Here is a 19,518-nt window from a genome sequence, read left to right as displayed (position 1 = left end):
GTTCAACCAATTGTGAAGACTTTATTGCTCCGATAGTACAAATACAATATGTCAAAGTATAGGTACGATGTTTATTCAAGCCCCTCCAACAAGCATGTTTATCTAAGACAGTTGTAACTAATTTAAAGATTATGGAGAAGCCGTTGAATGTAACACAAAAGCTTATAAGCTCGCATTTGCTGAGCGGAGAGATGATACCGGGCACTGAGATAGGTCTAAAGATTGATCAGACTTTAACTCAGGATGCTACTGGCACTATGGTGATGCTGGAGCTTGAAGCGATGGGTTTAGACAAGGTTAAAACAGAAGTATCAGTACAGTATGTTGACCATAACCTGTTACAGGCCGATTTCAGAAATGCTGACGATCATATTTTTCTTCGTTCTGCTGCTCAGCGTTTTGGGTTATGGTATAGCATGGCGGGAAATGGTGTTAGTCACCCGGTGCATATGGAACGGTTTGGTATACCGGGTAAAACATTGGCAGGCTCTGATAGTCATACTCCCGCTAGCGGTGCGATGGGAATGCTGGCTTTAGGCGCAGGAGGGCTTGATGTTGCATTCGTTATGCTAGGGCAACCGTTATATATTAAGATGCCTAAGGTATTAGGTGTTAAACTTACAGGTAAACTTCCGGATTGGATTAGTGCAAAAGATGTCGTACTGGAAATGCTTCGAAGATACAACGTGCAAGGTTGTCGTGGTATGATCATTGAATACTTTGGTCCGGGCCTTGCTAATCTTACCGCAATGGACCGCCATGTAATTGCAAATATGGGTACGGAGATGGGAGCAACTACTACAGTCTTTCCTTCAGATAATGAAATAAGGAGATTCCTGAAAGCGCAAGACAGAGAAGAAGATTGGATGGAACTTGTGCCTGATGACGGTGCCTCCTATGACCTTTTTGATGAGATAAACCTTTCTGAACTTGAGCCCCTGGTAGCACTTCCCAGTAGCCCGGGCAACGTGGTGCCCGTTCGTGAAGTTGAGGGTACTTCAATTGCGCAGGTAGTTGTAGGATCTTCTGCAAATCCTGGTCTCAGAGACTTTTGGATTGTATCAGAGATAATTAAAGGACACAGAATTAATAATGGTGTTTCCATGGATGTTAATCCAACCTCCAGACAAATGATGGAAAACCTCATAGCCATGGACGCTCTTTCTAGCTTCTATCATGCAGGTGCGCGTATTCACCAGGCAGGATGTATGGGCTGCATAGGAATGGGGCAAGCCCCTGCCACCGGGAAAAATAGTTTAAGAACAGTTCCAAGAAATTTTCCTGGTCGTTCGGGTACATTGGACGATCGTGTTTATCTCTGTAGTCCTGAAACTGCCGCGGCATCTGCATTAACAGGAGCAATTACCGACCCTAGAACGCTTGAGAAGAGGTATGGAATACAATATCCTTTGTTCAAACAACCAGAAAGGGAAATTATAAATACACAAATGCTACTTCCGCCGGCCGATGATGGAAGAAATCTTCCTTTGGAAAAAGGACCGAATATTCAATCACTACCTAAGTTCGACAGGTTAAAAAATAATTACTCAATTCCGGTAGTGCTTAAAGTAGGAGATAATATTTCTACTGATGAAATTTTAAAGGCAGGAGTAAAAGTTTTGGCGTACAGAAGCAATATTCCTGAAATAAGTAAATGGGCTTACGCGGTAATCAGGGAGAACTTTTACAAAGATGCAAAGCGGGCTAAAGAAGACTTTGGCGGGCACGTTGTAGTAGCTGGAGATAATTATGCCCAGGGGTCAAGTCGTGAACATGCAGCTATAGCACCGCGTTACTTAGGACAGGTGGCAGTACTGGCAAAAAGTTATGCACGTCTAGGATGGCAAAACCTCATTAATTTTGGAATTGTTCCACTGGAGTTTGTTAACAAGGAGGATTACGACACCATCGAAGAAACTGACGTAATTAAATTTGAGCACCTGCTAGACGTACTGGCCCCTGGCAAAAATATTACTGCTGTAAATCAAACAAAACAACTTCAGTATGAGCTGAAGCATAACCTTTCTGAGAGACAAGTGAAGGTTGTATTGGCCGGAGGTGTGATTAACTACTTCCGCATGCCATCATCCAAACCAGAAAAAACCGAAGTTATGTCAGACGAAGTTTAAAGTTTCTCGATATAGTTATTATTGAAAAGATGTTCTTTCAATAATAACTATATCTATTAAATGACTATCCTATTCTTCTTTGTTTCTAACTTCAATTCGTAAGCCTTTATTCATTTCTTCTCGTTAGTCGCACATGATTCCAATCTAATGTGTCCAAAATACACATTTATTCAGCTTGAATCATCGTCATTTCAATAACAAGAAAAGCCCAGGTCAATACTTGCTTAGACCAAACAATGTGTATATTTGACACATATGATATTCGTGGTTAATATAATCTATAGAAAATAATATAAGTATTTTATGAAAAGATGTTTATTGCTTCTTCTTATATCGATGGGGTATTATTCCATCAAAGCTCAACAAATTACTGCTAATGATATTCCAGCAATCATTGGTAAACTTACTGTAGAGGAAAAGGTAAAATTGGTTGTAGGGGCAGGTATGAAAATGCCAGGCCAAGGAGGTACCACTGTTGGGTCTACGGAAGATAAAGTGCCTGGCGCGGCAGGAACGAGTCAGTCTATAGAAAGATTAGGTATTGCTAAAGTTGTGATGGCTGATGGCCCCGCCGGGGTTAGAATAGATCCTAAAAGATCTTCTCAAGCTGATCAGACTTTTTATTGTACAGGTTTCCCTGTTGCAACATCAATAGCGTCTACTTTTAATACCGAGCTTATGGAGAAGGTGGGTGTTGCCTATGGAAATGAGGCTAAGGAATATGGTGTAGACATTGCGCTTGCCCCAGCCCTTAACATTCATCGTAATCCGTTAGGAGGCCGTAACTTTGAATACTACTCAGAAGATCCGGTAGTGTCTGGGAAAATGGCGGCTGCATTTGTAAGAGGTCTGCAATCTCAGGGTGTCGGTGCTACCATAAAACATTTCGCTGCAAATAATCAGGAAACAAATCGCAACAAGATCAACACCATTGTCAGTGAGCGTGCCTTAAGGGAGATCTACTTAAGGAATTTCGAAATAGCTGTAAAGGAATCACAGCCTTGGTGCGTGATGTCTTCTTATAATAAAATTAATGAGGTGTTTGCATCAGAGAGCCCGGAATTACTTACTACCATTCTTCGTAAGGAATGGGGTTTCAAAGGATTTGTAATGACGGATTGGTTTGGTGGTGAAAGTCCTGCAAAACAAATGCTTGCAGGTAATGACCTTCTCATGCCAGGCACAACAAAGCAGGAACAGGATATACTCAACGCTATTAAAGATGGTTCGCTTTCTGAAAACGTCCTGAATAAGAACGTTGAAGCAATTCTTAAGGTATATTCGCAAACATTAACTTTTAGAAATTATAAACCATCATACAAACCCGATCTTGAAGCGCATAAGCGTGTTGCAAAAGATGCTGCGAGCGAAGGAATGGTATTGGTAAAAAATGAAAATTATACGTTACCTCTCAAGAATGCACAGTCGCCAATCGCCCTGTTGGGAATAGGATCTTATGAAACTATTGCCGGTGGAACTGGGAGTGGTGATGTTAATAAGGCTTATACCGTATCTATATATGAGGGATTGCAGAAGAAAGGCATACTGCTTTCTGAACCCTTAGCCAATTATTATCAGAAATATCTCAAGGAGGAAAAGGCCAAAATACCACCCAAGCAGTTTTTCTTTGAGCCTGATAAAATTGCACCAGAGATGGGTTTTTCTGATAAGCAATTGGATAGCCTGGCAGAAGTAAGTTCAGTTGCAGTATTTACACTTACACGTACTTCCGGCGAATTTGCAGATCGTAAACTAGAAGCAGATTTTAATCTTACACAAGTGGAAAGTGATCACTTAAAAAAAACAGCAGAAGCTTTTCATAAGAGAAACAAGCGGTTCATAGTATTACTTAACATTGGTGGAGTTATCGAAACAGCGTCATGGAAACAATATGCAGACGCTATTCTTATTACATGGCAATCCGGTCAGGAGGGAGGACACGCTGTAGCAGATGTGTTATTCGGTACAGTTAATCCTTCAGGCAAACTGGCAACGACTTTTCCTGTAAATTATGAAGATGTTTCTTCCTCTAAAAACTTTCCTGGTAAAGAACTGGAGGCCCATACCAAAGAAGGAGGTTTTGCAGCATTTATGGGTGTGAAGTCAGAAGTGGTTTATGAAGAAGATATTTTTGTCGGATACCGTTACTTCAAGACATTTGGTGTGCCAGTTTCATATCCTTTTGGTTTCGGACTTTCATACAGTAAATTCTCTTTATCGAATTTAAAAGTAAGCGAGTCTAAAGGGGATGTAAAAATTACATGCGTTATTAAGAATACCGGAAAGAGCCCAGGAAAAGAAGTTGCTCAGGTATTTATAGCAGCTCCTAAAGGTAACTTAATAAAACCAGCAAAAGAGTTAAAGGCTTTTGCAAAAACAAAGCTTCTTAAACCTGGGGAACAACAGCAACTTGAATTTACCCTTACATCTGCAGACCTTGCTTCCTTCGATGCTAGCCAATCGGCATGGATTACAGAAAAAGGTTCCTACGGCATCTTAGTAGGAACGTCAGTAGCAGATCTTCCCTTGAAAGGTAAGTATGATGTTAAAGAAACAAAGGTTGTTTCAAAAACTAACAAAGTATTGGTGCCAGCGAGAGATATCAACACGTTGAGAACCAAATAAGAATGTTTAATTCTTAAACAGATAAGAAGGCTAACCGAAAAGGTTAGCCTTCTTATGTTAAAACTGTAGAAGTTACTTCCTATATAGTAGGATACCCACCCGTTACCTGAACGGTAGAACCAGTCATATAACTGGAGTCTTCAGAGGCTAATAATACATAGGCCGGCGCTAATTCTGCAGGTTGTCCTGCTCTTTTTAATGGAACACTTTCACCAAATGACTTTACATGTTCCGTGCCCATGGTTGAAGGAATTAACGGTGTCCATATTGGACCAGGAGCTACACAGTTTACCCTGATACCTTTTTCTGCCCAAAGTTGCGCCAGGCTCACTGTGAAATTTTGTATCGCTGCTTTTGTAGCGGAGTAAGGAATTAATTTAGGAGGCGCCTTATAAGCGTTAACAGAAGTTGTGTTAATTATTGTACTACCTGGCTTCAGGTATTTTTCTGCTGCTTTACAAAGATAGAACATAGGATAGATGTTTACTTTAAAAGTCCGATCCCATTCTTCTGTAGAAATCTCCTGCAAAGATTCTCTTTCCATTTGAAAAGCTGCGTTGTTTACAAGAATGTCAATTTGACCAAACTCTTTAACAGCTCTTTCAATAATTTCTTTACAATGGTTTTCGTCACTTATATCTCCTGCTATTGTCAGAGCCTTACGCCCGGCCTCTTCAACATACTTTGCCGTTTCTTTAGCATCATCATGCTCATTCAGGTAAGATATCAGAACGTCAGCTCCCTCGCGCGCAAAAGCAATTGCTACCGCACGACCTATTCCTGAATCACCACCGGTTATAATTGCTTTTCTCCCGGTTAATTTTCCGGATCCTTTATAAGATTTCTCCCCATGGTCGGCCTTCGGATTAAGGTCACTCTCACGACCTGGTAACTGTTGCTCCTGTTCCTCAAACGGAGGCTTCGGATATTTCTCCAGGGGATTTTGTGCCGTCTTGCTTGTTTTCTCTGCTATCATAAGAATTATGTTTTCAGTGTAATGTCACGTGCTTCGAATAGAACTATGCCAGTTAAATAAGAAACTTCAAAAACCACGCTTAACGCCAACGGCCAGGTTATAATGCTTCCTCGGCTGTCATTTGGATGGGAAGAGAAAATTCAAATGGTGGTTTTAAGTTTTCCGCGGAATGCCGTAGTATAGTTCACGGGTATATCTTCGTCGATTGAAGCGGTCTCAAGAACTTATTGCCGTTTCTACCTGAATTGAAGTTGGTGATTGTCATTCTGGATAGGGAAATAAAAAAGCCATCCGGTTAAGGATGGCTTCTAAAACATTGCTTCCAAGCTTGTACCTAAGGCCGGAATCGAACCGGCACACCGTTAGGTACACGATTTTGAGTCGTGCGCGTCTACCAGTTCCGCCACTCAGGCTTGGCTTCGCTAAAGCTTAGATCCTCTAACTATTTCTAGCCCAGTTACCCAAGCTCCAGCGAAGGAGCTGCAAATATGTATATTCTTTTAAAGTTATACAACCAGCTACCCATGTTTATTAAGGTAATCTTTTTCTTCAGTTCACGAAAAGGAATACACTTGGGAAGCAATTAAGTTTGTTGTTAACCTGATTCTTGCTGAAAAATGTGATTCCTTAAATTTTATGTCTTGAGCAGCATATTTCTCCGTAAATTTCACTTTCGATAGGTATGGATATAATTGCCTGCAAAAGCTAAGTCGATAAATAAAAAAAATTAATAAACGATTAACCCGTATGAAACGACGACAGATGTTGAAGCACTTTGCTTTAGCTACCACCGCTGCAATGCTTCTGCCATCATGCATAAAAGATCCTAAGAAGGTTTCCATTGCTTTAAGTAATCTTAATGTTACAGGCGAAGAAGAAGAATTGCTTGCTGCAATTGCCGATACAATTATTCCTGACACGGACAAACCTGGAGCTAAGACCGTTGGGGCTCATTTGTTTACCTTAGTAATGATCGATGATTGTGGGAATAAAGAATCTAAAGAAAAATATATGAGGGGTTTACGTGCTTTTGATGAGGCATGTGAAGAAATAAGCGGCAAATCTTTTTCGGATTTAAGTGTTGAAGAGCGACTTACGCTGTTAAAAAAGATTGATAAGAACGAAGTTGGACTAAAGGAAGATGTCGTTACTTTCTACATGGCCTCCAAACAATACATCATTCAAGGCTATACTTCTTCTCAATATTTTCTTACAGAAGTAAAACCTTATCAGCTTGTTCCTGGTCCTGGTTGGAAAGGATGTATAGCAGTGTCTGAAACCCCTAACGTTTAATTTACAAATGGCGAATTTTAATATAGATAGCGCTCAACAACGGACTTATGATGCAATTGTAATTGGATCTGGTATCAGCGGAGGGTGGGTGGCTAAAGAGTTAACAGAACGTGGACTTAAGACGCTTGTGCTCGAGCGCGGAAGAGATGTAAAACATAATGTCGATTATCCGACTACCAACATGATGCCCTGGGAATTTAAACATCGCGGTGAAATTCCTCAGGAAATTAAAGAAGCAAATCCAGTAGTAAGCAGATGTTATGCCTTCCGGGAAGATGCCATGCATTTTTTCGTAAAAGACAACGAACATCCTTATATACAGGAGAAACCCTTTGATTGGATAAGGGGCTATCAGGTAGGCGGCAAATCATTATTATGGGCAAGACAAACACAACGTTGGAGTGATTTCGATTTTGAAGGACCTGCGCGGGATGGATTTGCAGTTGACTGGCCCATACGTTATAAAGACATTGCATCATGGTATAGCCATGTAGAGAAGTTCGCGGGGATTTCAGGTGATAAAGACGGTCTTCCTGAATTACCTGACGGAGAATTCCTTCCTGCCATCGAGCTCACATGCGTTGAGAAATATTTTAAAGAAAAACTTAAGGAAAATTACGGTAACAGGCATCTCATCGTTGCCCGTTGTGCCCATATTACCGATCCTCAGCCAATTCATATACAACAAGGCAGAGCCCAATGCCAGCATCGAACAATATGTCAACGTGGTTGTCCTTTTGGCGGATACTTCAGCAGTAACTCTTCGACTTTGCCATGGGCAGCTAAAACCGGTAACCTTACTTTAAGACCCGATTCTGTAGTTCATTCTATACTTTATGATGAAGCAAAAGGAAAAGCCAAAGGTGTTCTGGTTATCGATGCAAAAACAAAAGAATCAGTAGAATATTATGCACCTGTAATTTTTGTTAATGCAGCTGCACTTAATACCAACCTTATACTCCTCAACTCTAAGTCCAATCGTTTCCCTAACGGTCTTGGAAATGATAATGGGTTGTTAGGTAAATATGTGGCGTTTCATAATTACAGGGCGAGGATTAATGCTTCTTATGAAGGGTTTCTTGACTCAACAACAAAAGGAAAGAGACCTACAAGCGGATATATTCCAAGATTTAGAAATCTTCATAAACAGGAAACGGATTTCCTTCGCGGATACGCGGCAGGATTTCACTCAGGTCGTTATGATGAGCAGGGTTGGGATGGGTTAGGTGTTGAGCTAAAGGACAACCTTGCAAAAACGAAACTTGGTGTGTGGCACGTGAATTCCCACATGATGGGAGAGACTATTCCGAAAGAAACTAATTATGTTGCGTTGGATGAAACTCAAAAGGATGAATGGGGCATGCCTAAACTGAAAATCTCTATTGACTACGATGACAATGACGAGAAGATGGTGAAAGATTTTATTGAACAGTTTACAGAGATGTATGAGAAGGCAGGCTTTGTTGATATTAAAGTAAGTGACTCAAAACAAGCTCCTGGTTTAGATATCCATGAAATGGGAGGGGTGCGTATGGGTAAAGATCCGAAAACATCATTGCTTAATGAATGGAACCAGTTACATGCATGTAAAAATGTGTTTATAACTGATGGAGCGTGTATGACATCTACCGCAACACAAAATCCGTCCTTAACATACATGGCATTAGCGGCCCGTGCTGTTGACTATGTTGTCAGAAGCAAGATGGTATAAAGAATTAGCGCAGGCGGTGTTGACATTGCTTATAATGTACAAATATGCGGAAACAGATACCGATCTATCAGGGAGACTCATACGTAAATTCGTATTTAAAAGAATCAGACAAAAGCAAAGAAGAGAATACTTTCCTTTCGCTTCAACATTTTGATTTTCATTACAAATGCGAATGGAAGAATGTGATCCCTGTCCATCGCCTGGGCTTCTACATGGTAGTACTGGTTATGGAAGGAGAAGGAATTTTATCCATCGGAGCACGTGACTACTATGTAGCAAAGAACATGTTATGTTTTGTGCCTCCAGGTGTTATAACATCCTGGCAAACGGAATTAGAGGCACACAGAGGTTTTTTCTGCACCTTCTCAGAGGACTTCTTCAACCTGGGCAGGACTGATAAACAATATCTAGTTACCCTGCCGTACTTCCAGGCAGGTGATAACGCAGTGATCAAACTCTCGGAGCAGGACATGGAGTATTTCGTTACTTTATTTCGGCTTATTGAAGTCGAAGCAAGGGATAGAAGTAAATCTACTCATCCGATTATAAGAAGCCATATTCAAACACTATTGGCAAAGGCAAGCTTTATAAGCGGAACAAGAAAAAACGATCAGCCTAAATTTAATCATCGCGGATTAAAGTTGTTGCAGGATTTTACAGCTTTATATTTGAAGGACTTTAAAGTACTTGAAGATAATAAGGTGGTTAAGTTGAAGAAAGTTTCCGAGTATGCCAACGAGCTTGGCGTAGCTCAAAACCATCTGAATGACACCGTTAAGACAATTACAGGTAAATCTGCAGGGCAACTAATCAGACAGCAATTGGTTAGCTATGCAACAGCTTGTCTTAAGAATTCTAACGAGACTATTGCAGAGATTGCTTATAGATTTGGGTTTGAAGACCCTTCCTATTTTGCACGTTTCTATAAAAGCCAAACCGGAACGTCGCCATCCGAAATTTTAAAATCTGTGGAAAGTACCAGTTAAACAGTATAATGTGCTGAAGCTGTAGGGTTAGCATATTGAAATTTGTGTGATATAAAAATCATATAAATTATCATTATGGAATATCGTCAATTAGGAAAGTCAGGATTGCGTGTGCCTGTGCTTAGTCTTGGAACAGGAACATTCGGTGGAACGAATGAATTTTTTAAGCGGTGGGGCGAAACCGATGTAAAAGAAGCATCAGCGTTAATTGATGTTTGTCTTGAAAACCAGTTAAACTTTTTTGACACAGCAAATGTCTATTCCCTTGGTGCAGCAGAAGAAATACTGGGAGCAGCACTTAAAGGCAGACGCCACAATTCTATTATAGCTACCAAAGCTACCTTCGCCACAGGAGATCAGCCCAACGATAGAGGTGCATCCCGTTATCACCTGATCAGAGAATGTGAGGCAAGTTTGAAAAGACTTCAAACGGATTATATTGATTTGTATTTTATTCATGGCTTTGATTACACTACACCATTAGAGGAGACACTAAGCACACTCAATCACTTGGTGAGAAGCGGAAAGGTTCGTTATATCGGATGTTCTAATTTCGCTGCATGGCAGTTAATGAAGGCGCTCTCAACATCAGAGCGAGAAGGTTTTGAAAAGTTTGTAGTCCATCAGATATATTATTCTTTAATAGGAAGAGATGCGGAGCTTGAGCTTTTGCAAATAGGGAAGGATCAAGGCATTGGTTCAATGATATGGAGCCCATTGGCATGGGGTCGGTTAACCGGTAAAATAAGAAGAGACGCAGCGCTTCCTGAAGGAAGAATTAAGTCAGGAGGAGACATAGGAGGTCCGCAGGTATCAATTGATTTGTTATACAACGCGGTTGATATACTAAATGGAATTTCAATTGAAACCGGAAAGACAATACCACAGATCGCAATAAATTGGTTACTACAACAACAAACGGTTTGCAACGTAGTAATAGGCGCTAGAAACGTAGAGCAATTAAAAGATAATCTTGGTGCAGTGGAATGGCGTTTGTCAAACGATCACCTCCAGAGGTTGGATAAAATTGCCAGACCGACTTCTCTTTATCCACATTGGGTTGGCGCCAGATGAAGTAATGTAAGCGAGAATGGAGCTTGCTAGGCTTCATTCTTAATGTAGATCGCATGTTATCGATTGCACAATATGAGCTGAATTTTTATTTCAAATACGGTCGCTTTACTAGGATAAAATAGGGAAAATGGAGGGGTCCGGCACTAAAATATCTTATTAATACAGTTTTTTGGGCAATTTTATTTTGAATTATCACTCACCTTTTCTAAAATGCAATCGATTGCGCATCAAGTAAGTATTTGCTGCCAATCCAACGAATATCTACTTACCCAAAAAACCTTTTTATGGTATTATCATTACCCTCAAAAATGCCATCTCCTTTTGCGATGCTCAGGCATTCGAATAGGAGAATTTTGCTCTTCGTACTATTAGCACTGTATCTTCCGATACATGCTTTCAGTCAATCTACTACAGTAACAGGAAAAGTAACTTCTGCTGATGATGGTTCAGGACTACCCGGCGTAACAGTCCTCTTGAAGAACTCAACCACAGGAACCACCACAGACACCGATGGAAATTACCGGATTAGTGTTCCAGATTTAAACGGTGTACTTGTGTTTTCGTTTATTGGGTATGCGTCACAGGAGGTTTCGATAGGGTCAAGAACTTCCATCGACGTAGCCATGTCTCCAGATGTGACTGAGCTAAATGAAGTTGTAGTTGTCGGTTATGGAACTGTAAAGAAAACAGATTTAACAGGGTCTGTAGCTACCATTGAACCGGATCAAATTACAAAGAGAGGTCCCGTAAGCGCACTTGAAGGTGTACAAGGACAGGTTGCAGGCGTAGACATTTCAAATCCTTCTGGTCGCGCCGGTGCAGGTTTTAAAGTACAAATCAGAGGACAACAATCTTTAAAGGGGGGTAATCCCCTGTATGTTGTTGATGGGGTTATTACAGACAACATCGATTTTCTTAACCCTCAGGATATAGAGCGGATGGACATATTGAAGGATGCTTCTTCAACCGCTATCTATGGGTCACGTGGCGCATACGGAGTGGTTATTGTAACAACAAGGCAAGGTGCATCTGTTAAAAGAAAAGCAACCATTTCTTATGATGGTTATTATGGATGGAGAACGCCAGCTCGTTTACCTGATTTTATGGATGGTACTACCTGGTGGAACTTCCGTCAGGATGCTTACATCACACCTGCAATGCAAAATAATCAGGCCTACGATGCCGCGATTGGTAACAACACTACAGATAGAACTGAGCTGACCAGAAGACTTGCTGAGAAGGATTTTACCGATTGGCCTGATCTTCTTCTTCAAACGGGTTCTCAGCAGAACCACTGGATATCTGCCTCTGGTACCTCAGAAAATAAGATAGGATATACGTTAGGCGTGGGCTATCAGGAAGAAACTGGAAACGTAATTAATGAGAGCTACAAGCGCTACAACATTAAAGCAAATGTTAGTCATACAATCAATGACCAGTGGGCTGCAGGTGCTAATTTAAACTTGGCGCTAGCGGACCAGCAAGCAGGAAGCCCAAATGCAATTGTTAATGCATTTAGAATGTCACCTCTTGTAAAACCGTACTATACGGATAGACCAAATGAACTTGCTATTCAACCCGGCAAAGATCTTCCTTACATAGATATGACAAGTTCTGTAAACCCTTTAATTGACATGGAGAACGCAAAGGATGACAGACATACTTATAATATATTAGGTAATGTTTACCTTCAATATGCTCCTGTTAATTGGCTAAGTGCGCGAAGCACTTTTGCGCCATCTTTAAGAAATTGGAAAAGGGGAAGGTATTGGGGACCAAATTCAGAAGGACGGGTTGGGCTACTGGGTAGTGCTGAGCTTTCTACGGTAGAATCTTTCTCCTACGTTTGGGATAACCAGGTTACCGCTAATAAAACATTTGGTGATCACAATTTTAACCTGATGGGATTATATTCTATGAATATATTCCGCAATGACTCAACATTTGCTTCAGGTAATAACCTCCCTTTTAACTCGGGTTATAGCAACATCGGAAGTGCTCCTACTGCAGACCAACGCGCTGATACCGGTTTTGGCAAATACTCCCTAATGTCATTTGCAGTTCGTTTAAATTATTCATGGAAGGATAAATACTTTTTGACATTGTCAGATCGATGGGATGGTGCCTCAGTTCTGTCCGAAGGAAATAAATGGGCTTCGTTTCCTTCTGCTGCGGCATCCTGGAAAATCTCTGAAGAACTCTTCATGTCAGGTTTAAGAGCTGTCAATCACCTGGCTTTCAGAGTAAGCTATGGGTTTACAGGTAACAATGCAATCGACCCTTACACAACAACGGTTGCAGCAAGTTCCCAGTCTTATTATGATTTTGGTGGTACAAATGCAGGAGGATTTGCCCCAGGAGGATTAGGAAATAGATCCCTCACCTGGGAAAGAACAAGTGAGCTTAATGTAGGAGTCGATTACTCTTTATTTGAAACGCGCGTTACAGGATCAGTTGATTTATATAACAGGCGTTCCAGAGAACTGTTAATTAATAGACAGTTACCTCCTGAAATTGGCCATCCTAGAGTATGGGATAACGTGGCAACAGTTAGAAACAGAGGTATAGAACTCGCTTTGACTACTATAAACGTAACCAATGATAATTTAACGTGGTCTACATCATTTAATTTTACTAAAAACAAAAACGAGATTCTTGAGCTTTTGAATGGCAAGCAAGACCTGCCAGGAAACAAATGGTTTATAGGAGAACCGATTAACGTAAACTATACCTATGTATTTGGTGGTATCTGGCAGGAAGAAGATCGTGATCTTGCTGCATCTTACAATCAATTACCAGGGCAGGCCCGCGTAAAAGACATGGACAGCGATGGCGCTATTACTCCTGAAGACAGAAGAATTATAGGTACCTCTATGCCTTCATGGACGGGTGGTGTTACAACCACTTTAACATTTAAAGGTTTTGACTTCTCTGCTTCTTTATTTACCCGACAGGGAGTACAGGTATACAGTCCTTTTCACGAAGAGTTTCTTAATTGGGATGACAGAGGAAGGCAGAAGCTTAACGTTAACTGGTACATGCCTGCCAATAACGTAACGCCTGAGCGCCATTCAAACGAATATCCTCAACCTAAAAACTTTGGTCCGTACTGGCGAACTGAAAATGGTGTGGCTGCCTACAGAGATGCCAGCTTCATAAAGGTTAAGAACATTACCCTTGGTTATACTATTCCTGCAAGTGCCCTCGAACGTGCCCGTATTAGTTCACTTAGAATATATGGGAATGTTCTAAATCCATTTGTATTTACTGATTATGAAGGATTTGATCCGGAGTGGGGCAATGCAACTTATGCTGAAGGAGGAATAAGCTCCATTACTTATCAAGTAGGTGTAAATCTTAAATTCTAATTCTGGTATATGAATACAAAAATATTGTTAATAACGCTGGTTGTTCTTTTTATTACAGTGCGGTGTAGTGACTTTGTTGAAGAAGAAAATAAATCCAATATTCCGGCCGATGAATTTTATACAAAAAAGGATGGATATGAGAATTTGGTTAATAGTACCTATTCATCTCTTCGTGAGGTATACAACATGCCGTGGGTTTTTGAAGCAGGAACAGATATATATGTAATGGGTAGAGGTGATGCACAACCAGAACCTCTATTTGAATATAAACTTCTTACGCCTACAGAAATCAATGTTTTATCATTTTATACATCTTGTTATAAAGCTATCCAGCGTTGTAATACCGCCATTTATTACAGCGAGAGAACAGAACAGTCAGACATTCTTCCTATTCGGGTAGCTGAAGTTAAATTCTTGCGTGCATATTATTATTTTCTTCTTGTTCAGCAATTTGGTGGTGTTGCTATTGTTACAGAACGATTTGAAGAGCCTGTACTTGAATTTAAGCGTAATACAGCCGAGGAAGTTTATGCATTTATAATCTCAGAAATGGACCAGGCGCTCACTGTATTGGAGCCTGCTACGTCACAGGCATTTGGTCGTGTTACAGCGAAAGTTGTTCAACACTATCTGGCAAAAGTGCATCTAACAAGAGGTTATGAACCCTTTGCTGCCGGAGATGACTTTACCAGAGCTGCGGCTTATGCCGATGTCGCTATAGGAGGGAAATCTTTAAGCATATCTTTTAAAGATCTTTTTTGGCCTGGAAAAGAGAAGAATGATGAGGTCTTATTCTCCATCCAGTATGATAAAACTTCAATTGCAGTTTCACAGCGAGACGGAAGTAATCAGAATGCATTCTTTGGTCCTTACATGGGGGGTGAAGGTGCTGCAAGAGGATATCCATATAGAATGTATACACTGGCCCCATCTATGCATTTATTCAATCTCTTTTTGTCGAAGGATGAATTGAATAATACTACAACATATGATTCGAGGTTTTATGAAACATTTATGCTGGAAATATATGATCGCTATTATGACTATTATGATAGAAATTCAAGTCTTAATACTTTAAGTGTATGGTATTTCTATGCGCCGCCCTGGGTAGATGAAGCAACGTGGCGTGCTGCCGACCCTGCCAGAAGAAGCAAGGCTACGGTAGTTAAGTTTGAGAATTGGGAGGCAACAACAAACAGCCAGGATCGGGCGACGCCTCCGGTAAAAAAATTTGATGACCCAACTTCATTGTTTATTGGGAACACCGATGGTAACAGCACTCGCGATATTTATTTAGCACGACTAGGCGAAACTTATCTCATAGCTGCTGAAGCTTATTTTAAAGCAGGTAATCCCTCATTAGCAGCGCAACGTATCAATGAGGTAAGAAGAAGAGCAGCGCTTCCTGGACAGGAAGCAAAGATGATGATTAGCGAAGCTGATGTAACTATTGATTTTATCCTTGATGAACGCGCTCGCGAACTTGTTGGTGAATACCATAGGTGGATGGACCTGAAGAGAACAGGTAAGCTTGTGGAGCGTGTTCAGGCATACAATACGCAAGTTAAAGCGAAATATTTTGCCAGAGGAGTAAATCCATTTACCGGGGCTGATGGTGAACTGAAAATATTACGCCCGATACCACAACAAGCTTTGGATTTAAATCAGGCAGAAGTACCTCAAAACCCTGGATATTAGTTTATGTAAATACGAGAATATCCGTCTATAGAATACGGGTATTCTCTTTAACTTAATGCCATGAAATACATTACAATTTTATTCCTGACTTTACTTATCTCTGTTACACAAGCACAACAATTGCCTGTAGTAGAATATCCATCCTTTAAACCTGATACCTTTAATATCACTTCTTACGGAGCGAAAGCTGATGGAATCACTTTAAATACGAAGGCGATTGAAAAAGCCATTGATGATTGTAATAAGAAAGGAGGCGGTGTAGTGGTTATACCAAAGGGTTTCTGGCTAACAGGCCCGATTACCATGAAAAGTAATGTTAACCTTCATTTAAAGAGCGGCTCAGTGTTACAATTCAGCAGTAATACTGACGATTATCAACTCATCAAAACTAACTGGGAAGGCCTTGATGCCATTCGTTGTCAGTCTCCCATTTACGGAGATGGACTCGAGAACATTGGTATCACAGGATCAGGAATAATTGATGGTGCCGGGCAGGTATGGAGACCTGTAAAGAAAAACAAATTAACACCTCCGGAATGGGAGGCGCTTGTTTCTTCCGGTGGTTTTCTGAACGAAAAGAAAGATACATGGTATCCAACTGAACGTGCACTCAAGGGTTCAAAGGAAAAGAGACCTGGTGTAATTGCAGAAGGTTATGATTTCGTTAAGGCTGAGACTATAAAAGAATTTCTCCGCCCTAATATGGTGAGCCTCATCCATTGTAAAAAGATTCTTTTGGAAGGAGTAACTTTTCAAAATTCACCTGCATGGTGTTTGCATCCTTTGCTCAGTCAGCATCTTACTGTTCGTAATGTAACAGTTAGAAACCCTTGGAATGCGCAAAATGGAGACGGTATAGATGTAGAGTCTTGCAGATATGTTCTTATTGAGAATAGCTCTTTCGATGTTGGTGACGACGGGATATGTATCAAGTCAGGTCGTGATGAGGAGGGAAGAAAAAGAGGAGTACCGACAGAAGATGTTATCGTAAGAGGTTGTACTGTTTTTCACGGGCATGGCGGTTTTGTTGTAGGAAGCGAAATGAGCGGTGGAGCAAGAAATATTCACGTATATGATTGTAATTTTCTTGGTACAGACATTGGTCTTCGCTTTAAGACAACGCGCGGCAGGGGTGGTATCGTAGAAAAAATATACATCAATAATATCCGTATGAATAACATTGGAGGTGCTGCCATATTATTTGATATGTACTACATGGCTAAAGATCCGTTAACAATGTTTGGTGGTGCTGATAAGCCTGTTATTGGATATTTCCCTGTTACAGAAGCTACGCCACAGTTTAAAGATATCCATATTAAAGATGTGGTATGTAAAGGAGCGGAAACCGCAATATTCGTCAGGGGGTTACCGGAGATGAACGTTAAAGGCATCACGATGGAAAATATATCTATCGAAAGCCAAAAGGGAATGCAATGCATTGAATGCGAAGACGTGAAAATCAAAAACGTTACGCTTCATACAAATGATAATGCTAAGGTAGTTGAAGTTTCGAATGGCAAAAATTTAACTTTTGATAAGGTAAGCTATAAACCGACCAGCGTTTTTATGACAGTAGCTGGTGCAGGATCAAAAGAAATTCAACTTATAAATATAAATGCATCTACGGCTAACAAACAGGTTTTACTCGAAGAAGGTCTTTCTGACAAAATTGTGAAGACTAAGAAATAAGCATTGAATTAGTTAAGTTTAAGTATGTTATGCTATAAATGCTAAATAATATGAAAAGAAAGATCTCGCTATCGGTACTATTATTAACCCTATCACTGATGACTTTTGCACAAGCTACGGAATCTCAAAAAGTTGAAGGTGCAGTAGAGAAGTTAAGACTTGCAATGATTAATGCAGACAAAGCTGCATTGGATAAACTTGCTGCTGATAAGCTCAGCTATGGCCATTCAAGCGGAAAAATAGAAGACAAGAAAGCTTTTATAGAAACGTTTGTATCAGGGAAGTCTGATTTTCTCGATATATCACTTACTGAGCAGAGTGTTGAAATAACAGGGAATACCGCAGTAGTAAGACATAAACTAGCGGGTCGCGTTCAAGATGAAGGGAAGGAACCTGGTAATGTAAATATCAACGTACTCCTGATATGGATAAAGCAAGGCCAGGAATGGAAGCTTTTAGCAAGACAAGCGTTTAAATAGTGAGAGAACTCTCAACATAAAAGCCTGGCTGTTTTAAACAACCAGGCTTTTATGTTTTTATGTTATTGATATAATCTATTTATAGAATTCAAAATAGTTTTTCGCGTTGTAATAACAGATGTCAGAGATCAGTTTTCCTAACCATGATTCGTCCCAAGGTAGTTCGCCGTTCTCTACATCTTTACCAATAATGTTACAAAGTATTCTTCTGAAGTACTCATGACGTGGATAAGAGAGGAAGCTGCGGGAGTCTGTTAGCATTCCGACAAAGCAACTTAATAGACCAAGATTTGAAAGCGCATTAATTTGTTTTTCCATACCGTCTTTCTGATCGAGGAACCACCACGCTGAACCAAATTGTATTTTTCCCTTCGTAGATCCGTCATTAAAGTTTCCGATCATCGTTCCCATTACTTCATTATCAGCAGGGTTTAGATTATAGAGAATGGTTTTAGCTAGCTGATCACTTTTATCCAGTTCATTCAAGAACTTAGCAAGTGCCCGACTTTGTTGGAAATCGCCTATTGAATCGAAACCAGTATCGGGGCCGAGGATGCGAAGCATTCGTTCATTGGTGTTTCTCAATGCTCCCAAATGGAATTGCTGTGTCCATCCCTTGCTGTGATACATTCTTCCCAATTCAATAAGAACAGCGTATTTGAAATATTGTATTTCTGCGATGCTCAAATTCTCCTGCTTCAAAATCTTTTTAAGGATTCCGTCGGGTGTAAATGCAGACTTTTCCTCAGGGAAATAAAGTTGTTCGAGTCCATGATCCGAAAGCTTACATCCGTTGCTTTCAAAGAAATCAACCCTGTTTTTTAGAGCATCCAATAGCGTATCAAAACTTTTAATGGTAACGCCCGATGCGTTACCCAGTTTTTCGAGGTATTGGATGTATGCCGGGGCATTTTCAATGGCGTAGGCTTTATCTGGTCTGAATGTAGGGGCCACAATAATACCGATGTTAGCCTTTTTAATTTGCTGATGATATTCCAGTGAGTCAGCAGGATCATCAGTAGTTCCAATCACTTCCACCTTCATTTTTTTTAGAAGGCTTTGCGTAGCGTATTCAGGTTTATTCAGTAGTGTGGTGCATTTATTATAAACTTCTGTCGCAGTATCCGGCGTTAAGTGCGTTTCTACACCGAAGTATTGTTTTAATTCAAGATGCGTCCAATGGTAGAGCGGGTTCCGCATGGTGTAGGGTACTGTCTCAGCCCATTTATTAAATTTGTCTTCATCTGAAGCGTTACCTGTAATATATTTTTCATCGATGCCTAACGTGCGCATTGCACGCCATTTGTAGTGGTCACCTTCCAACCAGATTTTAGTTAAGTTAGAAAACTGCCTGTTGGTAGCTATGTCCTGCGGTGGCAGGTGGCAATGGTAGTCTATAATTGGAAGATCTTTAGCATATTGATGGTAAAGCTTCTTTGAAAACTCATTTTGAAGTAGAAAATCTTCGGTTAAAAAATATTTTGCCATGG

At 40.4% G+C, this 19,518-nt stretch carries 12 protein-coding genes and 1 tRNA gene; 10 read left to right on the top strand and 3 right to left on the bottom strand.

What is annotated here, in order from left to right; translation table 11 throughout:
• Window positions 1-131 precede the first annotated feature (131 nt).
• Both KK060_RS12130 and KK060_RS12125 read left to right on the top strand, forming a co-directional pair.
• A complete protein-coding gene (locus KK060_RS12130) occupies window positions 132-2,129 on the top strand; it encodes an aconitate hydratase (RefSeq protein ID WP_254154001.1) in 1,998 nt (665 codons plus the stop codon).
• A 303-nt stretch (window positions 2,130-2,432) separates the two neighbouring features.
• Entirely contained in the window at window positions 2,433-4,754 is a 2,322-nt protein-coding gene (locus KK060_RS12125; protein WP_254154000.1) for a glycoside hydrolase family 3 N-terminal domain-containing protein, read from the top strand.
• Window positions 4,755-4,833: 79 nt separating this feature from the next.
• Here KK060_RS12125 and KK060_RS12120 read toward each other — a convergent pair whose 3' ends face one another.
• Window positions 4,834-5,730 (bottom strand): SDR family oxidoreductase, encoded by an 897-nt coding sequence (locus tag KK060_RS12120; protein ID WP_254153999.1) that lies wholly within the window; start codon window positions 5,728-5,730, stop codon window positions 4,834-4,836.
• 331 nt (window positions 5,731-6,061) lie between these two features.
• A tRNA-Leu gene (locus KK060_RS12115) sits at window positions 6,062-6,143 on the bottom strand.
• A 334-nt stretch (window positions 6,144-6,477) separates the two neighbouring features.
• Between KK060_RS12115 and KK060_RS12110 the strand changes: the two genes are divergently transcribed.
• The 8 genes from KK060_RS12110 (at window position 6,478) to KK060_RS12075 (ending at window position 18,028) form a co-directional block, all read left to right on the top strand.
• A complete protein-coding gene (locus tag KK060_RS12110; protein ID WP_254153998.1) occupies window positions 6,478-7,023 on the top strand; it encodes a gluconate 2-dehydrogenase subunit 3 family protein in 546 nt (181 codons plus the stop codon).
• 7 nt (window positions 7,024-7,030) lie between these two features.
• Window positions 7,031-8,734: a GMC oxidoreductase gene (locus KK060_RS12105; protein ID WP_254153997.1), complete on the top strand. Its 1,704-nt coding sequence runs from the start codon at window positions 7,031-7,033 to the stop codon at window positions 8,732-8,734.
• A 44-nt stretch (window positions 8,735-8,778) separates the two neighbouring features.
• Window positions 8,779-9,720, top strand: a complete 942-nt coding sequence (locus KK060_RS12100; protein ID WP_254153996.1) for an AraC family transcriptional regulator — start codon at window positions 8,779-8,781, stop codon at window positions 9,718-9,720.
• Window positions 9,721-9,795: 75 nt separating this feature from the next.
• Window positions 9,796-10,794: an aldo/keto reductase gene (locus KK060_RS12095; RefSeq protein ID WP_254153995.1), complete on the top strand. Its 999-nt coding sequence runs from the start codon at window positions 9,796-9,798 to the stop codon at window positions 10,792-10,794.
• Between the two features lie 284 nt (window positions 10,795-11,078).
• The gene (locus KK060_RS12090) at window positions 11,079-14,162 is read left to right on the top strand and encodes a SusC/RagA family TonB-linked outer membrane protein (RefSeq protein ID WP_254153994.1); all 3,084 of its coding nucleotides are present in this window, start codon (window positions 11,079-11,081) and stop codon (window positions 14,160-14,162) included.
• 9 nt (window positions 14,163-14,171) lie between these two features.
• Complete coding sequence (locus KK060_RS12085) at window positions 14,172-15,860, top strand: RagB/SusD family nutrient uptake outer membrane protein (protein WP_254153993.1); 1,689 nt, start codon at window positions 14,172-14,174, stop codon at window positions 15,858-15,860.
• Window positions 15,861-15,920: 60 nt separating this feature from the next.
• Entirely contained in the window at window positions 15,921-17,549 is a 1,629-nt protein-coding gene (locus KK060_RS12080) for a glycoside hydrolase family 28 protein (RefSeq protein WP_254153992.1), read from the top strand.
• Window positions 17,550-17,599: 50 nt separating this feature from the next.
• Entirely contained in the window at window positions 17,600-18,028 is a 429-nt protein-coding gene (locus KK060_RS12075) for a nuclear transport factor 2 family protein (RefSeq protein WP_254153991.1), read from the top strand.
• 75 nt (window positions 18,029-18,103) lie between these two features.
• Here the strand turns inward: KK060_RS12075 and uxaC are convergent, their stop codons facing one another.
• Complete coding sequence (uxaC, locus tag KK060_RS12070) at window positions 18,104-19,516, bottom strand: glucuronate isomerase (protein ID WP_254153990.1); 1,413 nt, start codon at window positions 19,514-19,516, stop codon at window positions 18,104-18,106.
• Window positions 19,517-19,518 lie beyond the last annotated feature (2 nt).

The sequence above is a fragment of the Chryseosolibacter indicum genome (assembly GCF_018598585.1).
Classification (GTDB): Bacteria; Bacteroidota; Bacteroidia; order Cytophagales; family Cyclobacteriaceae; genus Chryseosolibacter; species Chryseosolibacter indicus.
This window is presented reverse-complemented; position numbering and strand designations above follow the sequence as displayed.

What these genes read in the sequence shown, in the direction of transcription:
- KK060_RS12075 (WP_254153991.1), top strand. Translation starts at nt 17,600, where the DNA reads ATGAAAAGAAAGATCTCGCTATCGGTACTATTATTAACCCTATCACTG.
- KK060_RS12085 (WP_254153993.1), top strand. Translation starts at nt 14,172, where the DNA reads ATGAATACAAAAATATTGTTAATAACGCTGGTTGTTCTTTTTATTACA.
- KK060_RS12125 (WP_254154000.1), top strand. Translation starts at nt 2,433, where the DNA reads ATGAAAAGATGTTTATTGCTTCTTCTTATATCGATGGGGTATTATTCC.
- KK060_RS12090 (WP_254153994.1), top strand. Translation starts at nt 11,079, where the DNA reads ATGGTATTATCATTACCCTCAAAAATGCCATCTCCTTTTGCGATGCTC.
- KK060_RS12105 (WP_254153997.1), top strand. Translation starts at nt 7,031, where the DNA reads ATGGCGAATTTTAATATAGATAGCGCTCAACAACGGACTTATGATGCA.
- KK060_RS12130 (WP_254154001.1), top strand. Translation starts at nt 132, where the DNA reads ATGGAGAAGCCGTTGAATGTAACACAAAAGCTTATAAGCTCGCATTTG.
- uxaC (WP_254153990.1), bottom strand. Translation starts at nt 19,516, where the DNA reads ATGGCAAAATATTTTTTAACCGAAGATTTTCTACTTCAAAATGAGTTT.
- KK060_RS12120 (WP_254153999.1), bottom strand. Translation starts at nt 5,730, where the DNA reads ATGATAGCAGAGAAAACAAGCAAGACGGCACAAAATCCCCTGGAGAAA.
- KK060_RS12110 (WP_254153998.1), top strand. Translation starts at nt 6,478, where the DNA reads ATGAAACGACGACAGATGTTGAAGCACTTTGCTTTAGCTACCACCGCT.
- KK060_RS12095 (WP_254153995.1), top strand. Translation starts at nt 9,796, where the DNA reads ATGGAATATCGTCAATTAGGAAAGTCAGGATTGCGTGTGCCTGTGCTT.
- KK060_RS12100 (WP_254153996.1), top strand. Translation starts at nt 8,779, where the DNA reads ATGCGGAAACAGATACCGATCTATCAGGGAGACTCATACGTAAATTCG.
- KK060_RS12080 (WP_254153992.1), top strand. Translation starts at nt 15,921, where the DNA reads ATGAAATACATTACAATTTTATTCCTGACTTTACTTATCTCTGTTACA.